The organism is Sphingobacterium sp. G1-14 (assembly GCF_002196555.1).
Taxonomy (GTDB): domain Bacteria; phylum Bacteroidota; class Bacteroidia; order Sphingobacteriales; family Sphingobacteriaceae; genus Sphingobacterium; species Sphingobacterium siyangense.
On sequence record NZ_CP021381.1, the window covers coordinates 3,629,654 to 3,651,778 of the forward strand.

The following is a 22,125-nucleotide window of genomic DNA, read 5'->3' on the forward strand; positions in this document are numbered from 1 at the left end:
TTAGTCGATTTGTATTGCGTCATTCTTTTCATCCTCATCATACGTTTTGAGCATATAATCTTTTCCAAGGTTGCCTTTAAAAACTTTTACTTCGGCAGTCGTTGGCGGATGCGGAAAATCACCTTCCCATTTCAAAAAAAATAAATTCATCCACCGAGTTCCCATTCTCTGTTCTCAAATATGGCATCGTTGTAATTTCCTCCAAAAGTAATTACCCAGGATGGTAGCCCCACTTCAGCACGCTCCCATTTAACGACTTGCCGCGCATTAAAAATGTTTATAAGAGATAGCAGCCCGTAGGAATAGACAGTTGAAAAGAGAAAAATAGCGCTTATATAAAAGAATTTCGAAAGTGCTTTTGGAATAATGATTTTTTTTAACCCGATTAACATACTAATGGTTACCATCACAGCTCCACCCAACAGAACCGCCCACGGTAAAAAGTACCAATCATCTTTCAAATGAACTTGATCATATAGCAAAAATGCAAATTCTAGCACTATAACAAAAGTTAATAATCCCAACCCAGATCTGTTGATGAAATATTCAGTCCGCCAATTTTTAAAAAAAAGAACTAATATTAATCCAGAAAACAGTCCGTAAAACAAAGCTATGTATTGATTAAAAAGCATAAAACCTGCACTGTAAAAAATCATAACTAATAACAAACCGATTAAAACTAATCCATCGAATTTCTCGTTTAAATAAGTGCTAAGCTTTTGTATAATACGCATAAATTAGGCTTTTGGTTAACCTTACACGCCTAAGATTAGCCGCATAGGATAAATAACATTAGCTTAAAGATAAATATTATTTATCAATACTTAATAAGGTTAGGAATAATTATTCGGATTGTTACATAGAGAAGGCTCCAAACTTCCCCAAATGAGCTGTTAAAATAGAAACCTCATTTTGCTTTAATTTTATCTCTATGCTTTAGACCAAATTTAATTAAAGCATTGGCAACTTCCTCCGTTTCTTTAGCATAGGCGGTAAGCGCATAAGAAACAGTTACAGGTTTGGTGTCATTAACCGTTCTACTAATCAGTAAATTATCTTCTAATTCCTGAAGTTCCTTGGATAGAACTTTTGGGGATATTCCCTGAGCCATCTCTTGCAGATCTTTAAACCGCATTGTGCCGTGTTGCTGCAAATTGTGCAGAATACAAAATTTCCATTTACCACTGAGCAATTCAATGCCATCTTTTAATGCCAATATAGTTTCTTTACCAATATTTTTATTGCTCATCAGATAGTTACTTTCCTAAAGGTAATGAATAGTAAATATATATTGAATATCCAATAGTTTTGTTGTACAAAAATTTAAAGAAAATCATTATGAAAGTAACAGTAATCGCAAATATTTCGGCTAATGGAAGAATTTTGATATCCGATAATCCGCATCATAAACTGCCACCGGAAGCAATGGAATTTTACGTACATTTTGTAAGGCAGGTTGGAAATGTAGTGATAGGATTGAAAACATTTGAAAATTTTCTAAATTTTCCAGATCAAGTAAAAGAACATTTTAATGGAATAGAAATCATCATATTGGCCGATAAACCTTATACGGCTGATGGCTACAAGACTATAGCAAGTCCTGAAGAGGCAATTGCATATATGTCTGCAAAAGGAGTGCGGGAAATAGCTGTTGGAGGCGGAGCAGGTACTTTCAACGCTTTTTTTGACAAGAATTTGGTTACAGATATTTATTTTAACGTCAGTCCTATAATCACTGGTGCTGGAGCAATTTTAGCAAACAATGAGGAGTTAAGTTCAACGTTCAGATACAAAGCACAGACGCTTAAAAACGGTTTTCTTCAGTTGCATCTAACTAAAGAAGACTGAATAACAACAGACCAAAAATGTCTTTCAAAAATAGTTGAATGACGGAAACAAATCCGCTAAAATTATTTCTTTCGGATCTATATCTTTCAATTGGCGACTGTATCCACACGACGATAGGTATATGCATCATGGTTAAGGGCGCCGGCGAGCGGAAAGAGAATAAGAAAACCGGCTGCTGTCGACTCACTGGGCACGACTAAATCACCATGTTTATCTAGTGCAAAGCAAATAGTTTTGGTAAAGAATCTATTGACTAATACATAGATGTCAAGATCGGTATTTCTGAAAGAAACAAAGTTTTGTGGTTCGGGCTTAACTTTCCTCGTTCTTTCACGCACGACATTTCCTAAGGTATCAATTAGTTTGAAATGGATTTTATTTTTTTTGGTGAGCTCCAATGAAGTTTTGTAAAGATAGTGCAGACTATCAGTTTTATAGTAATTTGGTTCGATATAGTTCCATAGGCAATATTCATTATAGACTGCACTCTTCTGCTGACTGCTATGATTATGGCCTATTATCTTCTGGGGATAATTATCAAAGATGTATGTCTCCTTCAATTCTACCCTTCGAAACGCTATGTGCCGCAGCAGTTTGTGCTAAATACTTGGGCGATATGGAAGTGCAAGAGATACACGAAAAAATAAATACCACCGAAAATAGTGCAATGGCTACAGCGCGCATATTGTGATGTTTTTTCATTTCTTTTATAAGCTCTTTTGTTCAAATTCTAAATGGCTAAGTGCTTTCTTTTCATTTTGTGCAAAGAAGACAGTATAAAATCCGACCAATAGTAATAACTAAAATGGAAATTCATATAAGAAGTTTTGTAAAAATTAAATCTACTTAATCTATCCGTTGCTTCCAACCGTAGTCATACGAACAGGTTTCGCACCTTAAAAAGAAATAACTGGCGCATATTTTAATTTTATGTTAGCTTTAAACTTACCAAAGTTCCATTATCAAAGGAGATTAAAACTTTAATAAATCGTTGACGTTTTTGACCAATGTCAACGACTATATCCTAATATAAAGTGCATCTTTGACCGATAAATAATAAGCGATGAGAGAGCAACTATTACAATTGTTACGTGAAAAAGCGTCGTTAACCGAACAGCAATTAACGGAGGCCCTAACTTATTTCAAACCCCAATCGATAAAGAAAAATGACCATCTGCTCAACGAAGGTTCTATTGCAGACTATCTTTTCTTTGTCGGCAAGGGCTGTTTGCGCCTATATTTTCGCAATGACGAACTATCAACGGCAACCCGGTTCATGGCTTTTGAACATACTTTCCTAACCTCTATCGTCAGTTTCATTTCAAGACAGCCAGCTACAGAATTTATCCAAGCCGTAGAAGATACGGAGGTGCTCAGCATCAGCAACACTGACTTTACCTTTTTGAGAGACAATATGCCTGGCTGGGACAATTTTTATATCTACATCCTCGAATATGGATTAACTGTTGTAAATAATAAACTCAGCAGCTTATTAACCCAAACCGCTAAAGAACGCTATCGCGATCTACTGAAAAATAATCCAGAGCTCGTACAGCGTTTGTCTAATGCCAACCTTGCAGCTTATCTGGCGATATCACCTGAAACATTAAGTAGGCTCAAATCTACTATATAACTAATAAAAAATGAGAAGCGACGAAGTAAAGAAGGGATACCAACGTACTCCCCATAGAGCCCTATTTCGGGCCACAGGCGTAAATGATAACGATTTCGATAAGCCTTTTATTGGAGTAGCAAATTCCTTTATCGAAATTATACCAGGACATTTTTTTCTGAATAAGGTTGCTGAGATCATTAAAGAAGAAATCAAGGCAAACGGATGTATTCCTTTTGAATTCAATACGATCGGTATTGACGATGGTATTGCTATGGGACACGATGGTATGCTTTACTCGCTCCCCAGCCGAGAATTAATTGCTAACTCAATTGAAAGCGTCATGAATGCACACAAATTGGATGCGATGATAGCAATCCCTAACTGCGATAAGATTGTACCCGGAATGATTATGGGTGCGCTACGTGTAGATGTGCCTACAATTTTTGTAAGTGGAGGCCCCATGCGAAAAGGATATACCAAAGATGGTACTGCCATTGACCTGTCTACAGCTTTTGAGGCTGTGGGCAAACACGAAGCGGGCTTAATCAGTGACGAAGAGCTCAAAGATATCGAGTGTAATGCATGTCCCAGTGGTGGTAGTTGCTCGGGTATGTTTACAGCAAATTCCATGAACACGCTGATGGAAGCTATGGGTATTGCATTACCTGGAAATGGAACCATATTGGCATTAACACCCGAGCGTGAAAATCTATATCGGGAATCAGCCAGAAGGATCTGTGAAATCGCTAAAGACGATCAGCTTTCCAAACAATTCAAACTTAAAAACATCATCAATGCAAACGCCATCCAGAATGCTTTTGCAGTGGATATGGCCATGGGCGGTAGTACCAATACTGTCCTTCATATGCTTGCTGTAGCTCACGAAGCAGATATAGATTTTCAGCTTAGGGACATTAACTCAATATCAGATCAAGTAGCGCACATCGCAAAAATATCGCCCAGTTTAAGCACCGTTCACATGGAAGATGTCCATCGCGCCGGAGGTGTTAACGCTGTAATGAACGAAATGACCAAGCGCAGCAACCATGTTCTCCTGGATAATATGACGGTCGGTGGCGAAATGCTATTCGAAAAGATTGCCAATGCAGCGATCAAAGATCCAACAATCATACATACAATAAACAATCCATACAGTCCTGTTGGAGGATTGGCGATTCTATTTGGAAATCTTGCAGAGCAGGGAGCTGTGGTAAAATCCGCAGGAATCACAGGCGAAAAGAAATTTAGCGGGACTGCAGTTTGCTATGATAGTCAAAATGATGCCATAGTAGGCATCCTTGCCGGTGAGATCAAAGCTGGAGATGTTGTGGTGATCCGTTACGAAGGTCCCAAAGGTGGCCCGGGGATGCAGGAAATGTTGACACCTACTAGCCTGATCATGGGGATGGGATTGGGTAGTTCTGTAGCGTTGGTAACAGATGGCCGATTCAGCGGAGCTACTCGGGGAATAGCTATTGGACATGTCTCACCTGAGGCTGCTGAAGGTGGATTGATTGGATTACTAAAAAACGGAGACCATATCGTTATTGATATCGACCAACATATGCTTTCAGCTGACATTAGCGAAGATGAGATGCAATTGCGAAGAAAAGACTTTATTCCGATCAGAAAAAAACTAAATTCTAAATGGTTGAGTCAATATCGGCAGCTTGTTGGCAATGCTAACAGTGGTGCCATATTAAATTGTGATTTTGGAAAATAAAATCGTCTCAGCTTAGCGAATTGACGTGATAGCCAAATTCTAATGATTTAGGCAAATAAGGAAGTACCCCCAAAAAAACTATTAAATTAAAAGTTCAAGTTGCAACGCGTCAACTTGGACTTTTAACAACTTTCTACTCCTTTCTGGAGACTTGTAGTCCGATTGATAGAAACTTCTTGAATACGATAGATTAAACCCATAAAAACAGATATGCGTTGTTTAACGAGATGCGGAGTATATATGACAGACACGATTTCTACGAACTGAGCTAATACTTTCCAATTACTTGAACAACTGGAAAAGCAGTGACAAATTTAATCCATCCGAATTTCTCTCAATAATAGAGCGACCTCTAAAGAAGTCTACATAGCTCTCTCCTATATCGCTAAAGACAGTAGTACCGATGACTACATTGGCAGCTATTGGACTGCTGGAATTGGTCGTGATTATTATCATGGCATTATACTTTTCAATCGGGCAAGGTTAATACCCAAGCCTAATATACATTATTTATGCTGAATTAATAGGCTTACAGATATCAACTTTCAAGATGATTACAAACATTTAAGGCTAAGGTATTGGGTTGAAAGTAAGGTTGGTTACGGGAAACCGTAAGTTTAGTCAATTTCATTCTCTTTGACTGACTTTCTTGCATACTAGTTTTCTAAAATAAAATATCCACCATTTTTTTGTGTACCACGAAATTCATAAAGCATATTTTCTTGTAGTATCTTAGGATTGAATTCGACAGTGAAATGACACTTACTGCTCAAATCGGATATTTCTGCCTTTCATCGCATTTTAATTCTTTAATATAGCTAGCAATAACACAAAAAGAGTCATTTTCTACTGGTTGAACAATTGCTTTTCTCCTTAAAAATCACTATTTTTGAATAGTATTAATGTGGTATTATGAGAAATTTAGAGCACTTAAAAGAAGTTAGCAACAGCATTGTTCTCAAGTTGCGCAAACAAAAGCTTGATAAAGGGCAACCATTTTTAATAAGATCTAGCAAATTACCCAAAAATCAAAGCTACATCGAATACCCAAATCATTTAGTTAAAATTGTGATTGTTTCTTCTGATAAACGATCTTTTGATGTAGTACAGGAATTTAATATTCGTCAATCAAAAGATATCTTGAGAGAACTCAATATTTACTAATGCCTGATCTTTACATAATAACGGGTTCTAACGGTGCCGGGAAATCTACATTAGGTGCAGAATATCTTCCAGAGCATATAAAGAGTAATAATATTATTTTTGATGGTGATTTACTCTATACGAAGGAACTATCTCGGATATTCCCAAAAATTGTTCCTTCAGCAAAATACGCTCGAAAAGAGGCTTTGGATTATGTAGTACAGCAATTTGAAGAACAGACAAAACATGCATTAGAAAATCGGTTAGATTACGTCTATGAAGGACATTTTACAAATGACGAAACTTGGGAAACGCCCAAGCTGTTCAAGGAGTCGGGTTATAGAATATATTTATTGTTTTTTGGTTTAGAAAATACCGAACTTTCTCAGTTCCGTGTAACGGAAAGAGTTACTGACGGTGGACATTATGTAGATCCTCAAACATTGGAAAATAATTTTTTTGGAAATCTTGAGAAGCTAAACGATCACTTTCACTTCATCGATGAATTAACTATTGTTGACACTTCAGATCTTAAACATACCATTTTATTGAAATTATCCGACGGTAAAATAGAGTATTCGGTGGAAAAAGATGAATTACCTGAATGGTTCACAACTTATATGCCTGTAATTGCTGCTTTGATCTAACTTCGGCCTTATTTCATCGAGTAAATCAACCTTTCCTATACTATTGCAGATAATCTATCTATTAAATTCTTCTTTTGAAATTGTCTTCGTATCAAAATTGTCTTTAAGTGAGTGATCTCGACTTCGGACAGCCAGTCGTAAACTATAAGATGGTACGCTTTGTACTTCATATCTTTTTCCATCTATTGTTTCAATCCGTTTTGGCCCCATATTAAAATCTAATATTTCTTCTCCAAATAGGGACATTTATAGTTATGATAATGACGCTTAACTTGCCCATTACGTATGCTATTTTTTTCTATTTTTGCCTCACCAGCTGCCACTAAAAAATTTAGACAAAACACCGATGAATTTATCGCTCTCTCCATTTTAATGACATCAATACAACAGTGGAAAATCCCTTATTTGTACCTAGAAAAGAAAGCGCTGTCTATAAAAGGTCCGTTTTTATCATTCATCTTCTTTGTACGGTACAAAAGAAACTTCCCGGAAGGCAGGATCTCTGCATAGGGGGCTCTCAGATCTGTAGTACTTTGCAGCATGATCAATTTATTCCCTCTCGGCCATGCTTTATAGGCATCCATCATTGGTTCCCTACCCCGGCCGATGTCATACCAATCGTTAATGGTAAAATAATCTTGTCCCTGTTCATGATAGATCGATAGATGTCTTTTATTCTTTTTGTCGAACCAATTACCTTCGATACTTTGACTACTTGCCTCATGATTTTTCTTCTTACGCTGAGCACTACAATTGCTGTGAGTGAAAAAATACGCATAACAGAAAATTAAAACACATACCTTGATATTTATCATAATCTTATCCATTGGTGATTATTAAACCGACACATCCTGAATTGCTGAAGCGATACCAGCGGTGCTTCCGTAAAAATACAAAACAAAATGTTTACTGAAAGTCCAATCCAAAGTGGATACTTCATTCAGTAGAGCTCCGAAGAATCCATAGATGATGTAATTGGAAATTTTATAAACAGCTTAATTATCAGAATTTCAACGTTTATTGACAATACGAAAATTACATATTAAATTTGACAAAGGATTACGGCCGTCGGTAATTCACATCTAATTATAGTAAAAAGTGTTGCCGAGTGAATGATTTGTATATTACTATGATTAATATGCTTCCAATTTTCAATCACAACATTCCTTTACGAAAAAGCACTTATGATACAATATAAAGACATTGCGAAAATAATAATTGATCTGAAAAATGCAGACTTAGCTTTAAGGGATAAGCTTATTAATGAGGGTAAACTAAGTGTTGGGTATAATGAAGAAATGAAGATCATAAACAATAAAAATGCTCAGATTTTAGACAAAATCATGAACGCCATCGGTTATCCTAAAGCACATAAAGTGGGGAAATAAGCTAGCGGCGCCACTTGGATAATTTTGTCACCTAATTTAAACCGGCTTTGGGCATTCATCTACTGTAAAGATCGCGAGATTAGTTGAGATAATTGTTGTTCATTTCTTAAAAAATGTTGTTCAAAAATTATATGCTAATAATAATTCAATTCCAAAAGGCTATTTCACTTCATCAAATATATGATCAGTTTCACGAACGCTCCAAATCAACCCACTCTTCGATAATGACAACCATCGTTTATCAAAAAGTTCTTCCATGAGCATCTACAGCTGATCTGTCAACTTAAAATATTTTTTGGTGCTTAGAATCTCTATAGTCAAAAATCCGGTAACAGAAACCTTTCTGACAGCTAGTACTCCGTGCTCAACATCAGAAATAATATTTTTTAAAACCAAACAGCATTCGATCCTCCCAGACTCAAGGTTTTCTTATTGCTTTTATATCGTTTTTCATCGAATATCGTCCTTTATCCACTTTAATTCTCCACGTTGTATCAGGGTTATATACTTTTGCACCTGATCATCGGTCAATAAGCCATTGTCTTCAAGGTGGTAATTGAACTGCTTAGTGAAGGTGTAATATTGAATACTTCCAACATAGGCATTATTGAGATAAATATGCCAAAGGCTGTATTTCTTGGCCCGAACATCCAATACCTGGCGTTTTCCATGATAATAAAACAACTCAGGCACCTCCGTATCAAAGCGAAGTATAAGAGCGTCAATGCACGCTTCCTTGATGTCATCGGCAAGTACACCGAATGCCAATTGCCACACGCCCTGAGATTTCCTGAAAACATAAAAAGCAAGACCATTTTTGTTGTAAAGATGATAATCTTTCATGCCCATGCTTTTATCATGCACGGTAATTTGAGCGTACATTACCCGATTTCGGCAAAAGATTTCTAGCGGTTTCATTTCACAATACTACTAATAATATTAGCGATATTGTGGGATGAAAAGATATTTATGGTTTCTTTTTTCAACCATTCACTGTTTACCCTTATTTCCTCATTGGATAAATATTCATTTTTTCGTGTAATAATTCCAGATAGCTTTGGTTATGTCGGCAATAATTTTTTCAGTGACCTCTCGTTCTTCGGTGATATCTTTTAAGTAAACAGAAAGAACAACGTGATTTACATTGGGAAGTTTAAAAATACCTACATCGTTCATCGCTGCTCTTAAATCATTCTCATTTCTATCTGAAATTCCAGTTCTGTGCGCCAATTCTGTTCTTTCGGGAAGCCCTGCTTTCATCCAAGTAAGGCCTCTCGAGCATTCTACCATGAGTTGATAGAGGTATTTTGTAGAGTTCTTTTTAAGAACCTGTCTTGCATAAAATTTCTCCAATAATTCGGTGGACGCTAATGGTGTTGTTGTATTGCTATATAGATTCTCCCAAATTCGCATTTCTTGTTCATTGACTTTTATGGTAAAATCCTTTATTCCTTGTTTATTGATAAACTTTTGGACGGTTTCCGGACCACCAATCAAGTCTAAAAGAATATCACACCCATTGTTATCGCTGTGCGAAACAGTATATCGTAATAGCTGGTCCAAAGTTAAATCCATATTTCCATTCGGAAATTCGTCCCGAATTGGGCTCCAGGTATTTGCGTGCAGATCTTCTTTTTTAATAAAAAATTTCTGTGATAAAGAAAGTTTACCCTGATCAACCAAGTTTAAGGTCGCCAAGGCGATATGAAATTTAAACACACTCATTAATGGTGCATTTAAATGTCCATTAATACTTAATGTGTCTTTGGTTTCAATTCCCTTCATTGAAATACCGACTGTTGCATTCTTTGTTGCAATGATTTGATGAAGTTCTTTGCGGAGGCTATTACTTTGTTGTGCAAAAGAGTGAACTGAAAACAAGAAAATGCAGAAAAATAATAAAAATTTGTCCATGAAAAAATCTTTTTTTAAAAGGTTACTCTCTTTCGCACACTCTCTCCTCCTGTAAAAATAGTAAGCAATTTCGAAGTTTACATTAATTGCAGGCAAAAAATTGGTCCGTGTACGATAGTCGCCGTGTAAATAATTCCAGTATTCCTAATAGTTGGCCAAACTAATTTACCTCCACTAAGAGGTCTATGTGATTTGCTCATGTACACATACCATTACAAATTCGCAAACAGTTCAGTTAATTTTTATATTATGGCGCCGAGCGCCGAAAACTTTGAAGGTGTTAATCAGAGATGGGAAAATATGCCAAAAAACGAAGAATTTTAAATGGAATTTTGACACGATCAATTTGTTGACCAGTGATCTTGATTAACATGGGCCGTCCGGATTCGAAAACCAATGACCATTCAATTCAGGAACAGATGAACCATACAGACAAGTAAATTGAGCCGTAGAAGAAAGCAATATGGTTATTAAATCAAGACCTTTGGATAATAAAATTAAATCAATCAAATGTCAAAAATCACTAAAATTCAATTGGGTCAAAACGGCCCCACCGTTTCAAAGCTTGGTCTGGGATGTATGCGGATGTCATCAATATGGGGTGGCCCAACTCCCGATGAAACTGAAGGTATTGCAACCATCCATCAAGCTTTGGACAGCGGGATCAACTTCCTGAATACGGGAGATTTTTATGGTGCAGGCCACAACGAAATGCTTATTGGCAAAGCCATTAAGGGAAGACGGGATGATGCTTTCATAAGTGTCAAATTTGGTGCTATCTTCCACAACGGCCAGTGGATCGGTTTGGATCTCCGCCCTGTAGCGATCAAGAATTTTGTCAACTATTCATTGACCCGTCTGGGCATTGAAACTATCGACTTATATCAACCCTGTAGAATGGATGGCAGTGTGCCAATAGAAGACATCATCGGAACGATTGCCGACCTGATAGATCAAGGAAAAGTACGTCATATCGGCGTATCGGAAATAACCGCCGATCAGCTCCGAAAAGCCAACAGCATTTATCCCATCAGTGCACTAGAAATCGGTTATTCTTTGGCTGACCGTCAGATCGAAAATGAGCTGTTGCCTGCGGCTAAAGAATTAGGGATCGGTGTCGTGGCATTTGCCAATACGGCAGAAGGACTGTTAACCGGTAACCTACAAGCGCCAATTCCTGCGGATGACCATCGAAATCACTTTTCCCGTTTTCAGGGCAATAACCTGATCCATAATCTTGAGAAAGTGGAAGTATTAAAAGAAATTGCTCAACGTAAAAATGTCACCCCTACACAACTTGCGATTGCATGGGTAAAAGAACAGGGCGACAATATCATGCAATTGGTGAGTATGAGCCGCAGATCAAGACTACCCGAAAATATTGCTGCGATGGAAATTGTATTTACCCCAGAGGAGATGAATATTTTAAACACTACATTTGCAATAGGTACTATCAAAGGTGGTACTTATTTACAAAGATAAATGGAAAGTCCAGCAGAAATACTTCCCGGCGTGATATTCTATTCTTACCTTTCTTCTCTGAAGAAAGAGAAAGCATGCGTCTGGAACCACCACACCTTGGTATTACAGGTCTCGGGCCAGATGGTTCTGGAAACAGCTGAGCAGCATGTAAACATATCTGCCGGGGAAGTATTGCTCATTCACAAAAATCAGCTGGGAACCTTGACTAAAACCCCCGGGCCAAGTGGTCACTATGAAACTATCGTCATATCACTGCAAGAAGATCTGATGCGTCAGATAGCACTAGGGGAAAAAATGGAAGCTCAGGGTAAATACACTGGCCTTCCGAACATATGCCTCCCCAATAATGCGTTTATCAAAGGTTATTTCCAGTCGGTCATTCCCTATGCGCGAAGCGCTGGTCATGAAATGACTGACGAGATGGGACTTTTAAAGGTGAAAGAGGGAATCAAGCTGATACTGATAGCTGTTCCGGCACTGCGTAACTTTTTGTTTGATTTCGCAGCGCCTTATAAGATGGATCTAGAAAAATTTATGCTGAGCAATTTTCATTTCAATGTCCCTATTGAAAAGTTTGCACAACTCACCGGAAGAAGCCTTTCAGGATATAAAAGAGATTTTCAGAAAACCTTCGGGATGCCGCCACGTAAGTGGTTACAGGATAAAAGGCTGAATGAAGCACGGCATTTAATTGAAAGAAAAAACAAAAAACCATCAGCTATCTATCTCGATCTTGGTTTCGAGACCCTGTCCCATTTTTCTTACGCCTTTAAGAAGAAATTTGGCAAAGCGCCGACTATAGGTGGATAGTATTCCCAATCTTTTAATTGAATTATTAACTGCTACTTTTCAATCGGGAAATGTTAATACTTAAGCCCAATATACACTATATATTGCGGGCGAAGTGGTACAAAATGCTGGTTTCGCTTTCCGATGTCCAGCATTTAGTTTCTCTGTTTTATTTTGTTATTTAATTCTTCAAGTTTAGTTTTTGCGATATTATTAGTTGGAGAAAGTGTCAAGATTTTTTCATAACACTTTTTTGCTTTATCCATATATCCCCTGACTGTGTAGGCCTCGGCTAAGCTATCCCATACATTGATTGATTGCGGATAATTTTCCGTATTCAGCTCAAAAACAGAAATTGCTATATCAGGTAGTTGCCTATCATAAAGGGCAACATATCCAATTGTATTTACAAAACTTTGGTCAGGTTTAGTATCAAAGAAAAGTTCCTTTTTTATTTTTGCACTGTAATTTACCAATATATTGGGGTCTTTTGTTACTTCATTTATATCAATATTATATGGTTCGAAGAGATATCGAAGGCCATAATATGTGGCAGGAATTGTTACTGTTAAATGCTTTTCGTCTTCAAAATATCTAAAGTCTACCTTCAGATCTGGAGATTTATTCTCTTTCAGCAATTTATAAAATTGACTGCCCCACTGATAATGCCTCTTATCCTCCTGCATATTATTGGCTAATGCAATGTATATCCTAGCTTTTAGGTCAACTCGATTCGCCAATACTTCTTTACTTCTTTTCCCAATATAATTATGATCCCAAAACCAAGAGGGGTCGATAAGTAAGTAATAACTAAACAGCTGCGGTTTTTCCAATAGGCAATGTAAGGCAAATAGTCCACCCAATGAGTGGCCGATAATCATGCTTTGTGGAACGGTTCTGAAAGATTTATTTATTTCCACCATTAATTCATTCTCCATAAAACGCATGAAATCATCCGCTTTTCCGCTACTTTTAAATGCAGAAATATCTTCTTTATCCAAATAATTCAATGAATTTGTAGGAGTAAAATTCTTTGTTCTATCGGTGTTTTCTATTGAAACAATAATGAGTTCAGGGATTTGCAACTTAAGATTTGCATCTGAATGCATTGATTGTGCAATCCCAGACACTTCCAAAAACTTACTCCTATCTCCATCTAAAACGTAGGCAACGATGTATTTTTTGTCGACATTGTTTTTATAGGAAGCCGGTAAATAAACAGAATAATTTCTGCTTTCATTAAGTATTTTAGAGTTTATCGTATAGCGCTGTCCAACCACTAAAAAATTGTCATGTGATTGCGCAAAAGAATTGCTAAGGCTAAAAATAAAAAAACAGATTATTGTGGTTATAGTTCGGCTCGTCAGTATATTACTGGAAGTCATCCGTATTGTTGCCATTAAAAAGGATTAAATAGATCTTATAAAATACAAGTAAGCTTTAAATTTATGTAAAAATTTTAGATTTATAATATCTTCATGCATGATTTTAGGGAAAGAACGCAGCATTCTGTTTGTTCTAAACCTTATCATATTGAAATTCGTTTTTTTATTGCATATTAGCCATCGAAAATTGGACCATTTGAATTGGTACACCTATAAAACAAATTGAATATGGATAGGCCATATAGCGGTATTGCAACCCATTACGAAACTCCAACGGGGTATTCCATTATTGTCCCGGCAAAAAAGCATTTACCTATTATCATTATTTTTAGTTTATGGCTAGTTGGTTGGATACAATCAATTATTTTTTTTGCCCCGACACTTGAAAACTTTTACGATACCACTGGCGGTTTAAGCTTCGAGGGAATATTTTTTATAGTTTGGTTGATGCTCTCGATGGCAGCGGGCTTATTTGTAATGAAAACGTTGATGTGGTACCTCATTGGAAAAGAAATTATTACAATAGATCGCGAGCAAATAAGTATTGCCAGAAAAAACGATATTCTATTCAGGCATAAGATTTATGATCTACAAGAAGCGAAGAAATTTCATGTTGAGGAAGAACATTTTGAGTTTGTTTTTTGGAACCAGGGGAATAGTTTAGGTATTTTTAGAAACAGAGGCACTATTCGATTTGAATATGGTTTTAAAACCATAAAATTTGCAAATGATATGGATCAAGCTGAGGCAAACCATATCTTGGAATCATTACGTGCGTCGGGCTATCTGACCACCACTAATTTTTGATTAAATTTTTTATGAATACGGAAAGCACCTTCGATTTAAAAAAATTCATACCACATGTGTCCTAAATAAATTTTAGGAGTCGGTTTCTGTGTTACAACTATAGATTTTTTGTTTATTTGAATTTTGCCCCCAAAGTAACGATTAAAATAGCCTTACATACAATTTAAGGCCAAGATATCGGTTGAATGGAGGATTGGTTACGGGAAACCGTAAGAATGCCTAACAGGCAATCCGTAGGTTTGAAAAGACAATACAAACCGCATTAATCAATAACATATGAAAGATAAAACAACCGCAGCTTTAATGGCATTTTTCCTTGGAGGATTTGGTGCACATAGATTTTACCTCGGGCAAACCGGATTAGGTGTCCTTTACCTCCTTTTTTGCTGGACGCTTATACCCGCATTTATCGCTTTGATTGATTTTATCGTTTTTCTCTCCATGAATAAAGAGAGTTTTGATATGAAATATAACCGTGTATATTTTTCACAGCCCATTATTCATAATTATATACCCACTTCACCCATTCCCCAAAAGGATGCTGCGACTGAAATAGAGCGATTACATGGATTGATGGAAAAAGGAATGATTACAAAAGCAGAATTTGAGGATGCAAAACGTAAGCTGCTATAAAGGTATAAAATAGATCGAAAAGTCTCCCTTAACGGTCGTTAAGGGAGACCGAAGCAATAAGCCTTTCAAAAAAATTATGCCTGTTGGCCACTCGCTCTATCAGCAACCAATTTGGCATTCAGCGAACCGCGTACCTCACTAGTCAGACTGCGAAGCTCATTGTATTTTCCGATCAATGTATTTAGGTCAGTGACAATTTTTGGTAGTGTATCCGCTACCGAATCTGTAACTGCATTTGGCAATGGGCTTGCTGAACCTCCTACTGCTGCCGACTTTTTCACTAAGCCTGGAACCGTATTATTGGCCTCTAATATAATATTCTGATCCAGCACCTTTACTGCTGCCCCAACCTCATTGGAAACGCGCGGCGCAAACTGTCCGATCAGCATGTTATTTTTAATATAGGTTTCAGACAGCGACAAGGATGCACGAATACCGATCGACAAAGCATTCGCTGTTTGTAATATGGTATTATCCTCAACGACGATATTGGCACTGGCGGAAACGCCCGTGACATAAATACAAGGACCATTCGTCTTACCCGAAGTGTTGAAATTGTTAATGACATTCCCCTTAATAATACAATTGGACAACATCCCGCTATTGGAAAAGAAGCCCATGCTCAAGTTGGTACTATTATTATTGTAAATAAACAGATCGCTACAATTAATATAATTGTACGCCATCACCGAAGTTCCTATTTGCTTATTGATCGTGTTGGAATAAACTTTAATCTTGGAGCTATTGCCAGCGGATACCATGGCATGCATTAAGGTATCAACAGTATTGGCATGCACGGTTAGCCCCTGTACTTCTGTTTGGCATAGCACAAAGTGGAACGATCGCCAGGAGAAGTTAGAGCCAACCACAACATCAAAGACGGTATCGAGTTTGATCGAAGTGATGTCAAGATTGGTTTTAAATGTATTGCTGCTTATATCAATCACCTTTGCAGAACCGTAACAATAGATAAATGCTGTAATCTGAGGTACTCCATCAAATTCATAAACTAACTGATTATTTTTAATGGAGATATTCTTGGTAATCATATCATCCTTAAGCCTTTCGGCATTCACCTTGATCAGTGCGCTTACCGTCGCAGATTTTTGTTTAGTTACCTGAATGGTATTATTGTAAAAATTAACGTTCTCGATCATCGTATTTGTCCGCATGCAATTGCTTTCGAAATCATGCCCGACATTATTCAGGAAAGTATTATCATAAATATTGACGTTCAAAACGCTATTATTTTTATTCGGCTCAATGTCTATTCCATCCATGGGGAATTTGCCCTTAATCACTCCTGTATTGCTGATCCTCGACTTTGAAATACTGATGTTGCTTCCTTTCGTTACCGTAATACCCTGACGTCCATTATTGTCCACGATTACATGTTCTACAGAAATATTAATGCTCCCCCCGTCGGCAGTTTCTGCACCGCCTATACATATGCCATCGCCACAACAATTCTCAATCGTGATATCCTGAATGCTGATATCGCTACAGCCATCGACAATATTTATACCGTGCCCCCACTCACTCGAAGTTTCAATATGTGTTGCATTATCGCCGGTTATACGCCCCCTACCAAACACACCGCTATCGACGACCTCCGAAAATAATATAATTGCATACCGGTCATTGTTATTGGTTCGAATAGCGATCGTCGCATTGAGCTCCAAATAAACATGTGACTTCATCAATATACCTGGTCCATAATAGCTCGCTGGCAAACTTAAAAGCACATCTTGGCTGACTTCAACTATTTTTACGTTATTGTTTTGCGCATACACAATGGCACGGTTGATTCTTTCAAGACAATCGACAACGCCACCTATGGCACCAAAATAACTCACATCAACCCGATCACAAAATTCATGGATAAGCCCGATTCCACTAACTACAATTAGACTGCCACCATCGTCTGCCCCAGGCCCCGGAGTAGCCGCAGCCAGATAGTACTTGATCGGTGCTGGGGTATCCCCTTTTTCGTAATAGCCTAATAGCTCCACTCCTTCGTAGGTACCGTTTTGCAATGCTGTGATTTCAATGGCTGATATGCCTTGCATAGCTGCCAAAGTTTCCTTAACTAAAAATTGATTTGCCATATTTCTTTGATTTAAATGATATAGGCAAAAGTATGTTTGCTGCCAGGTCGATCTGAGAGAAAATAGGGCTTTGTAAGCGGTAGTTGGACGATACCGAAAAGTTGAAATGATTACGGTTCCTATCCGTTATTTTAAAAGAAAAATGCGATATTTTTTGGAATACCGCACTTTAGGTTTTTGTTATATGTTATTTAATTATTTTGCCAATATGCCTGCAGCCCTTAGCTTCGCTTTTAAGTCCCGCAATTCGCTCAAGATCCCTTGTACTTCAGTAAGGTATTGGTTTGGAAGTAGGATTGGATATGGGAAACCATAGTACATTAAGATTAGAATTGACATAAGCCGTCATTACACGGACAACTTACAAGAAGCAACTTGGAAAAACAGCTCCACTTTCGTATATTCGATATGGCTATGTTACTTCGCGAAGTCGCCGCACCATTATATACTATGCTGAAAACTACGATACATACATTCAACGACCTTGATAAATGGTTGTCCGACAACTTTTATTTTGAAGACGGACACGTTTTGGCAATAAAAGAAAATCCGCTTGAAATTATTGTTGGTTATAATGTGAAAGCAAATTACAAGGCAAATTCAGAAAGACACATTTTGCCTTTCAAAATCATTCCATCAAAAATTTACGAATGGACTTTTGACAAAGATCTAGCAAATGTTGGTGACGACAACTATATTGAATATATTGAAGCACAAGAAGTTGAAAATGGAATTTGCTTAGAGTTCTCTACACTTGCGACTTTTCGACTTGTTACAAACAGCCTTGAAATTGAAGAACAAGAGCTAATAAAAACAACATTTAAGCCTTGGACAAGCGAAAAAGAAATGTATTTGACCGCTGACCTTTCTGAAATTCCGAGACCTTTATTTTGGAAAGAAAAATTAAACAAATACGGACACGACATTCTGTTTCGTTATTATTCAGGTGAAGAAAGACAACCAGAGCAAGTTCCTTACCCAGACTATCAAGGTTACTATATACAACTTGCGGAGAGAATTAGCTCGACACAAGAAGGTATTTTTCTCAAGCATATAAAAGTAGAAAACGGAAAATTTAGTTTGAATTCTGAAAACTAGGACGATGAATTGAAAGATGTTTGGAACGACTTAACAGCAATTCTTGCAGACTTTCCTAATGCTCAAATCAAAAGCGGAAATTGCGAGTTTAACGGGGCAAAATGGAAACAATATTTAGCTGACAAACTATTACCGACAACAGAATGACAGGAAGCACAGCATATAACGGTGGCGACTTAATTCGCTTGCCTTAAGCCTCCGCGCCATTACCCGACTTTCTGGAGGCTTTGGCCTCATACGCAGAAGATATTCAAGGGTATTATGATAATACAGACGCAAATGTAGATGCTGAGAAAGCTGCGTGGTCAACATTTGCTGATATTTTCAAGGGAGCTAAAGTTTACGAGTAATAGTAAGCATTTCTTTCACATATTCGCATATTTACCAGCGAAGAATATTTGCTTAAAATACCAACGAAAACTACAGAATAATATATGAACATACAGCTAAGTGTCAATAGAGATTTAAACGCAAACGACATACTACAACTTTATCAAGCTAACAAATGGAGTGCAGCCAATAAACCAGAACTACTGATCAAAGCACTCTTAAATTCGCATTCCTTAGTTACGGCATGGGATGGTACGACATTGGTAGGTCTAGGAAATGCTATTTCCGATGGATACCTCGTGGTTTATTATCCACATCTACTGGTGCTACCCTCTTATCAAGGCAAAGGTGTTGGGCGTTTGATTATGGATAAAATGCAAGAGATGTATAAGGGTTTTCACATGCAGATGCTTACTGCTGATGGAAATGCTATCGACTTTTATAAAAAGAACGGCTTTGAACGAGCAGGTCAAACAGAGCCTATGTGGATCTATAAAGGTAATGATCACTGAGAGAAGGTTAATACTTTTTCATATGTGTATATTCGGGTGGAAGGGGAAAAAAAACTATGATGTGACGTCGTGATTAATCTTCCAGGAAAACTTTTTACAGTTATCAAGGTTTTCAAATTCAAATGATTCTATCCAATCATATTTTCCATCCTCATCTTGATATAAAACTAAATTGTCAGCTTTAATATTTTCAATAAATGATGATAATTCTGCAACACAAGCTTCTAAATCATCTAACACATAACATGGAATATGACTATGAATATCTGTTTTTCCATTTGGATCTTCGATTCCAATAGTTATTTCGGTATTATATGTTGCAATCCAAATTGAAAATATTCCGGATTCACTTTTCAAATCACAATCAAAAGATCCGTCATCTTGAAACTTTATTGTCTGAGCAAACTGTGGATAATTTCCTTCCAGGAATTTAAGTATTAATTTCGAAAATTCTCTTTGTTCCATTTAGTACTTGATTTACAACTATGTCACATAACTCTTAAATATACGCAATTTGCCAAATTAAAAAGTTAATTTTACCGTCGAACATGACTTCTGATCATCCAAAAGTAACGTTTAAAATAGCCTTACATACAATTTAAGGCCAAGATATCGGTTGAATGGAGGATTGGTTACGGTAAATTGTAGCTGATTAATCATTAATCCCAATTAAGGAATTTGTGAAGACTGATTTTATATTTTGCCAATACAAATACTGTTTTGTAAATTCAATTATTAGGAAGCCAATTTAATACCTAAATATCATAGCAATTAATTTTAGAGCATTCATCACATTATCATGGAACTAAGGGAGATAGAAAAAAACTATGAAAGAATGTCGGATAACAGGCTCATTGAGGTTATTACCACAAATGCGCAGGGAATTCAGCCGGAAGTAGTTAGTATCATAGAAAATGAAATTAAGAAGCGCAACCTCGACCCTGATCTTTTAAATAGCTTAATAGCCCAAAATGAACAGCATTCTATTGAAGATATTTATCATTATGCGGAACTGCTGCGGAATTGTCCCTGCCCTATCTGCAACAATACTCGGGACAAGTTAAATGGGACAATCTACCACAGTATCAAAAGTATCATAGTTATGAGTATCACCGAAACTAGATGGGTCATTGCCTGCCCGGATTGTTTGGACAAGCAAAATCGAAAAGCCATTGTGTCTTGCTCACTTCTTGGTTGGTGGGGAATTCCCTGGGGGATACTGAAAACCCCCGTGTACATCTATAGAAATTTAAAGGTAAAGGGAGAAAACAGGATCAGCGATCCAAACGGTCCGCTCCTTTCATTTACGGCTGACAACATAGGTCAAATAAAAGCTTTCGAGAATAATCCTGAAAAATTGAAAAATGTTATTAAAGATTTAAGATAACGATTAATACAAATTAACAATAAAAAGACCTTATAACAGTATAGCAACCCTTTATGAAACCCCAACTGGATATGGTGGTTGGCATTCATCTATTGGTGGAGCAGTCATCCAAAATAAAGAAACTTAGAGTTTTTCGACCTCTTCGACAGAAAGTCCAGTGCCCTTAGCAATATCAGCTATAGGTAGCCCCATTTCCTTAAATGCTTTAGCAGTCTCAAGAGCTTTTTTACGCTCTCCTTCTGCTAGTCCTTTGGCTTTACCTTCTGCTAGACCTTCTGCTAGGCCTTTAGCGTGACCTAAAGCTTCTCCGGATTTCTTGGCCGAATTAAATACGCTCTCAGCATCACGCTTATGTTTTAAACTTGCTTCGTATGACATTAGCTCCTCCTCCGTTAATTTACCTATCTCTCCTATCTCAAAGATAAGACCAAATATTCTTTTATCCAAAAATGATGGCAATCTATCCATGGTACTCAAATGTTTAAGTAAGTACAACCACTGATCCATAACTGTCTTTAGTTCTTCTGGCTGTTTATTAAATAATGGAAGCGAAATCATTTTATATCCCAATTTATCATAGAATATTTCTTTGGTCAATTTGTCACACAGCGCAACATCATAGAAATAAGGCCGCTCTGTGACACGGGATATACCAGAACTTCCATTTCTATCCATGTCAAACTCCAAAATACCAATAAAGTAAACCTCCGGTAGGTAATAATCACTACCCTTCTTACCTCGCGCTAATTGTTTATTGATGAGACGTGAGGTATAGTACACTGCACGGTCCTTAAAAAATTCTTGAAAGAGCTGCTGCATCTCAATGATGAAAACCTCACCATCGCTGCCGATACAATGTAAATCAAATACAACACGACGCATTTCCTCATAATCACCATCATGTTCTACAGGCTTATATCTTAGATCGGAAATTATCTTCTCTCCATGAAATAGACTATTGAGAAACTCAATCAGTAAGATTTTGTTGTCCTCCCTACCAAAGTAAAATTTCCAACCGAAATCGGTACGTGGATCTACATACCTACCCAAATGTTTTTTTGATCTAGCCATAATATTTATTAATTGGTTATCAGCCAAATATACAACAATAAACTGAATACTACTAAAATAATTAGTAAAAAACATAAGTAGACAAGTAACATATGCTTGTTGACTGCTTGCTCTATCGGCAACTAATTTGGAATTCAGCGAACTACTAATTCGGGAAATCGTCGATTCATAAAGGTCAAATCTAAACACATAGCGCATAAAGTTTTCAGAACGCTTTATTGACACCTGTTATTTTCCTTTCTCAA

26 protein-coding genes are annotated in these 22,125 nt (G+C 37.1%); 13 read left to right on the forward strand and 13 right to left on the reverse strand.

The window, feature by feature from the left end; all coding sequences use genetic code 11:
• The 3 genes from CBM24_RS27320 to CBM24_RS15485 form a co-directional block, all read right to left on the reverse strand.
• Nucleotides 1-150 (reverse strand): hypothetical protein, encoded by a 150-nt coding sequence (locus tag CBM24_RS27320; RefSeq protein ID WP_157698477.1) that lies wholly within the window; start codon nucleotides 148-150, stop codon nucleotides 1-3.
• Nucleotides 147-734 (reverse strand): hypothetical protein, encoded by a 588-nt coding sequence (locus CBM24_RS15480; RefSeq protein WP_088161865.1) that lies wholly within the window; start codon nucleotides 732-734, stop codon nucleotides 147-149. Before CBM24_RS15480 ends, CBM24_RS27320 begins: the two co-directional genes overlap by 4 nt.
• A 173-nt stretch (nucleotides 735-907) precedes the next feature.
• A complete protein-coding gene (locus CBM24_RS15485) occupies nucleotides 908-1,249 on the reverse strand; it encodes a winged helix-turn-helix transcriptional regulator (RefSeq protein ID WP_088161866.1) in 342 nt (113 codons plus the stop codon).
• 89 nt (nucleotides 1,250-1,338) lie between these two features.
• On the opposite strand from CBM24_RS15485, the gene CBM24_RS15490 reads away from it, so the two are divergent.
• Nucleotides 1,339-1,848 (forward strand): dihydrofolate reductase family protein, encoded by a 510-nt coding sequence (locus CBM24_RS15490; RefSeq protein ID WP_088161867.1) that lies wholly within the window; start codon nucleotides 1,339-1,341, stop codon nucleotides 1,846-1,848.
• 86 nt (nucleotides 1,849-1,934) lie between these two features.
• On the opposite strand, the gene CBM24_RS15495 is transcribed toward CBM24_RS15490, so the two are convergent.
• Complete coding sequence (locus CBM24_RS15495; RefSeq protein WP_157698478.1) at nucleotides 1,935-2,408, reverse strand: hypothetical protein; 474 nt, start codon at nucleotides 2,406-2,408, stop codon at nucleotides 1,935-1,937.
• 503 nt (nucleotides 2,409-2,911) lie between these two features.
• On the opposite strand from CBM24_RS15495, the gene CBM24_RS15505 reads away from it, so the two are divergent.
• Both CBM24_RS15505 and ilvD read left to right on the forward strand, forming a co-directional pair.
• Nucleotides 2,912-3,481, forward strand: coding sequence for a Crp/Fnr family transcriptional regulator (locus CBM24_RS15505; protein WP_088161870.1), 570 nt, complete (start codon nucleotides 2,912-2,914; stop codon nucleotides 3,479-3,481).
• A 10-nt stretch (nucleotides 3,482-3,491) separates the two neighbouring features.
• The gene (ilvD, locus tag CBM24_RS15510; protein WP_088161871.1) at nucleotides 3,492-5,186 is read left to right on the forward strand and encodes a dihydroxy-acid dehydratase; all 1,695 of its coding nucleotides are present in this window, start codon (nucleotides 3,492-3,494) and stop codon (nucleotides 5,184-5,186) included.
• A gap of 282 nt (nucleotides 5,187-5,468) precedes the next feature.
• On the opposite strand, the gene CBM24_RS27325 is transcribed toward ilvD, so the two are convergent.
• A complete protein-coding gene (locus CBM24_RS27325) occupies nucleotides 5,469-5,642 on the reverse strand; it encodes a hypothetical protein (RefSeq protein ID WP_157698479.1) in 174 nt (57 codons plus the stop codon).
• Nucleotides 5,643-6,098: 456 nt separating this feature from the next.
• On the opposite strand from CBM24_RS27325, the gene CBM24_RS15515 reads away from it, so the two are divergent.
• Nucleotides 6,099-6,350, forward strand: coding sequence for a hypothetical protein (locus tag CBM24_RS15515; RefSeq protein ID WP_088161872.1), 252 nt, complete (start codon nucleotides 6,099-6,101; stop codon nucleotides 6,348-6,350).
• Nucleotides 6,350-6,976 carry a zeta toxin family protein gene (locus CBM24_RS15520; protein ID WP_088161873.1) on the forward strand — a complete coding sequence of 209 codons (627 nt, stop codon included), beginning with the start codon at nucleotides 6,350-6,352 and terminating at the stop codon, nucleotides 6,974-6,976. The genes CBM24_RS15515 and CBM24_RS15520 overlap by 1 nt, the downstream gene beginning before the upstream one ends.
• Nucleotides 6,977-7,377: 401 nt before the next feature.
• Here CBM24_RS15520 and CBM24_RS15530 read toward each other — a convergent pair whose 3' ends face one another.
• A complete protein-coding gene (locus CBM24_RS15530) occupies nucleotides 7,378-7,803 on the reverse strand; it encodes a hypothetical protein (RefSeq protein WP_088161875.1) in 426 nt (141 codons plus the stop codon).
• A 357-nt stretch (nucleotides 7,804-8,160) separates the two neighbouring features.
• On the opposite strand from CBM24_RS15530, the gene CBM24_RS15535 reads away from it, so the two are divergent.
• A complete protein-coding gene (locus tag CBM24_RS15535; RefSeq protein WP_088161876.1) occupies nucleotides 8,161-8,364 on the forward strand; it encodes a hypothetical protein in 204 nt (67 codons plus the stop codon).
• A 450-nt stretch (nucleotides 8,365-8,814) separates the two neighbouring features.
• On the opposite strand, the gene CBM24_RS15540 is transcribed toward CBM24_RS15535, so the two are convergent.
• Together CBM24_RS15540 and bla are read right to left on the reverse strand one after the other, a co-directional pair.
• Entirely contained in the window at nucleotides 8,815-9,282 is a 468-nt protein-coding gene (locus CBM24_RS15540) for a hypothetical protein (protein ID WP_157698480.1), read from the reverse strand.
• Between the two features lie 108 nt (nucleotides 9,283-9,390).
• Complete coding sequence (bla, locus tag CBM24_RS15545; protein WP_088161878.1) at nucleotides 9,391-10,278, reverse strand: class A beta-lactamase, subclass A2; 888 nt, start codon at nucleotides 10,276-10,278, stop codon at nucleotides 9,391-9,393.
• Between the two features lie 510 nt (nucleotides 10,279-10,788).
• On the opposite strand from bla, the gene CBM24_RS15550 reads away from it, so the two are divergent.
• Nucleotides 10,789-11,760 carry an aldo/keto reductase gene (locus tag CBM24_RS15550; RefSeq protein WP_088161879.1) on the forward strand — a complete coding sequence of 324 codons (972 nt, stop codon included), beginning with the start codon at nucleotides 10,789-10,791 and terminating at the stop codon, nucleotides 11,758-11,760.
• On the forward strand, nucleotides 11,761-12,570 hold the full coding sequence (locus tag CBM24_RS15555; protein WP_088161880.1) for a helix-turn-helix domain-containing protein: 810 nt from the start codon (nucleotides 11,761-11,763) through the stop codon (nucleotides 12,568-12,570).
• Between the two features lie 134 nt (nucleotides 12,571-12,704).
• Here the strand turns inward: CBM24_RS15555 and CBM24_RS15560 are convergent, their stop codons facing one another.
• Entirely contained in the window at nucleotides 12,705-13,829 is a 1,125-nt protein-coding gene (locus CBM24_RS15560; RefSeq protein ID WP_198385920.1) for an alpha/beta hydrolase-fold protein, read from the reverse strand.
• Nucleotides 13,830-14,162: 333 nt separating this feature from the next.
• On the opposite strand from CBM24_RS15560, the gene CBM24_RS15565 reads away from it, so the two are divergent.
• Complete coding sequence (locus tag CBM24_RS15565; RefSeq protein WP_088161882.1) at nucleotides 14,163-14,741, forward strand: hypothetical protein; 579 nt, start codon at nucleotides 14,163-14,165, stop codon at nucleotides 14,739-14,741.
• A gap of 276 nt (nucleotides 14,742-15,017) precedes the next feature.
• The gene (locus CBM24_RS15570) at nucleotides 15,018-15,374 is read left to right on the forward strand and encodes an NINE protein (protein ID WP_075993037.1); all 357 of its coding nucleotides are present in this window, start codon (nucleotides 15,018-15,020) and stop codon (nucleotides 15,372-15,374) included.
• A 74-nt stretch (nucleotides 15,375-15,448) separates the two neighbouring features.
• On the opposite strand, the gene CBM24_RS15575 is transcribed toward CBM24_RS15570, so the two are convergent.
• Nucleotides 15,449-17,482: a right-handed parallel beta-helix repeat-containing protein gene (locus CBM24_RS15575; protein ID WP_088161883.1), complete on the reverse strand. Its 2,034-nt coding sequence runs from the start codon at nucleotides 17,480-17,482 to the stop codon at nucleotides 15,449-15,451.
• Nucleotides 17,483-17,677: 195 nt separating this feature from the next.
• Entirely contained in the window at nucleotides 17,678-17,821 is a 144-nt protein-coding gene (locus CBM24_RS27330) for a hypothetical protein (RefSeq protein ID WP_157626126.1), read from the reverse strand.
• 36 nt (nucleotides 17,822-17,857) lie between these two features.
• On the opposite strand from CBM24_RS27330, the gene CBM24_RS15585 reads away from it, so the two are divergent.
• Complete coding sequence (locus CBM24_RS15585; protein ID WP_157698481.1) at nucleotides 17,858-18,580, forward strand: metallophosphoesterase; 723 nt, start codon at nucleotides 17,858-17,860, stop codon at nucleotides 18,578-18,580.
• A 434-nt stretch (nucleotides 18,581-19,014) separates the two neighbouring features.
• On the forward strand, nucleotides 19,015-19,422 hold the full coding sequence (locus CBM24_RS15590; protein ID WP_075993040.1) for a GNAT family N-acetyltransferase: 408 nt from the start codon (nucleotides 19,015-19,017) through the stop codon (nucleotides 19,420-19,422).
• A gap of 54 nt (nucleotides 19,423-19,476) precedes the next feature.
• Here the strand turns inward: CBM24_RS15590 and CBM24_RS15595 are convergent, their stop codons facing one another.
• Nucleotides 19,477-19,887 (reverse strand): hypothetical protein, encoded by a 411-nt coding sequence (locus tag CBM24_RS15595; RefSeq protein WP_075993041.1) that lies wholly within the window; start codon nucleotides 19,885-19,887, stop codon nucleotides 19,477-19,479.
• Nucleotides 19,888-20,257: 370 nt separating this feature from the next.
• Here CBM24_RS15595 and CBM24_RS15600 point away from each other — a divergent pair, with 370 nt between their 5' ends.
• Nucleotides 20,258-20,809 carry a hypothetical protein gene (locus tag CBM24_RS15600; RefSeq protein WP_157626127.1) on the forward strand — a complete coding sequence of 184 codons (552 nt, stop codon included), beginning with the start codon at nucleotides 20,258-20,260 and terminating at the stop codon, nucleotides 20,807-20,809.
• 123 nt (nucleotides 20,810-20,932) lie between these two features.
• Here the strand turns inward: CBM24_RS15600 and CBM24_RS15605 are convergent, their stop codons facing one another.
• Complete coding sequence (locus CBM24_RS15605; protein ID WP_075993043.1) at nucleotides 20,933-21,880, reverse strand: Rpn family recombination-promoting nuclease/putative transposase; 948 nt, start codon at nucleotides 21,878-21,880, stop codon at nucleotides 20,933-20,935.
• Nucleotides 21,881-22,125: the final 245 nt, after the last annotated feature.

Bases quoted from the DNA above. Each gene is read 5' to 3' on its own strand.
- CBM24_RS27320 (WP_157698477.1), bottom strand. From the start codon at position 150: ATGAATTTATTTTTTTTGAAATGGGAAGGTGATTTTCCGCATCCGCCA.
- CBM24_RS15480 (WP_088161865.1), bottom strand. From the start codon at position 734: ATGCGTATTATACAAAAGCTTAGCACTTATTTAAACGAGAAATTCGAT.
- CBM24_RS15485 (WP_088161866.1), bottom strand. From the start codon at position 1,249: ATGAGCAATAAAAATATTGGTAAAGAAACTATATTGGCATTAAAAGAT.
- CBM24_RS15490 (WP_088161867.1), top strand. From the start codon at position 1,339: ATGAAAGTAACAGTAATCGCAAATATTTCGGCTAATGGAAGAATTTTG.
- CBM24_RS15505 (WP_088161870.1), top strand. From the start codon at position 2,912: ATGAGAGAGCAACTATTACAATTGTTACGTGAAAAAGCGTCGTTAACC.
- ilvD (WP_088161871.1), top strand. From the start codon at position 3,492: ATGAGAAGCGACGAAGTAAAGAAGGGATACCAACGTACTCCCCATAGA.
- CBM24_RS27325 (WP_157698479.1), bottom strand. From the start codon at position 5,642: ATGATAATAATCACGACCAATTCCAGCAGTCCAATAGCTGCCAATGTA.
- CBM24_RS15515 (WP_088161872.1), top strand. From the start codon at position 6,099: ATGAGAAATTTAGAGCACTTAAAAGAAGTTAGCAACAGCATTGTTCTC.
- CBM24_RS15520 (WP_088161873.1), top strand. From the start codon at position 6,350: ATGCCTGATCTTTACATAATAACGGGTTCTAACGGTGCCGGGAAATCT.
- CBM24_RS15530 (WP_088161875.1), bottom strand. From the start codon at position 7,803: ATGGATAAGATTATGATAAATATCAAGGTATGTGTTTTAATTTTCTGT.
- CBM24_RS15535 (WP_088161876.1), top strand. From the start codon at position 8,161: ATGATACAATATAAAGACATTGCGAAAATAATAATTGATCTGAAAAAT.
- CBM24_RS15540 (WP_157698480.1), bottom strand. From the start codon at position 9,282: ATGAAACCGCTAGAAATCTTTTGCCGAAATCGGGTAATGTACGCTCAA.
- bla (WP_088161878.1), bottom strand. From the start codon at position 10,278: ATGGACAAATTTTTATTATTTTTCTGCATTTTCTTGTTTTCAGTTCAC.
- CBM24_RS15550 (WP_088161879.1), top strand. From the start codon at position 10,789: ATGTCAAAAATCACTAAAATTCAATTGGGTCAAAACGGCCCCACCGTT.
- CBM24_RS15555 (WP_088161880.1), top strand. From the start codon at position 11,761: ATGGAAAGTCCAGCAGAAATACTTCCCGGCGTGATATTCTATTCTTAC.
- CBM24_RS15565 (WP_088161882.1), top strand. From the start codon at position 14,163: ATGGATAGGCCATATAGCGGTATTGCAACCCATTACGAAACTCCAACG.
- CBM24_RS15570 (WP_075993037.1), top strand. From the start codon at position 15,018: ATGAAAGATAAAACAACCGCAGCTTTAATGGCATTTTTCCTTGGAGGA.
- CBM24_RS15575 (WP_088161883.1), bottom strand. From the start codon at position 17,482: ATGGCAAATCAATTTTTAGTTAAGGAAACTTTGGCAGCTATGCAAGGC.
- CBM24_RS27330 (WP_157626126.1), bottom strand. From the start codon at position 17,821: ATGTCAATTCTAATCTTAATGTACTATGGTTTCCCATATCCAATCCTA.
- CBM24_RS15590 (WP_075993040.1), top strand. From the start codon at position 19,015: ATGAACATACAGCTAAGTGTCAATAGAGATTTAAACGCAAACGACATA.
- CBM24_RS15595 (WP_075993041.1), bottom strand. From the start codon at position 19,887: ATGGAACAAAGAGAATTTTCGAAATTAATACTTAAATTCCTGGAAGGA.
- CBM24_RS15600 (WP_157626127.1), top strand. From the start codon at position 20,258: ATGTCGGATAACAGGCTCATTGAGGTTATTACCACAAATGCGCAGGGA.
- CBM24_RS15605 (WP_075993043.1), bottom strand. From the start codon at position 21,880: ATGGCTAGATCAAAAAAACATTTGGGTAGGTATGTAGATCCACGTACC.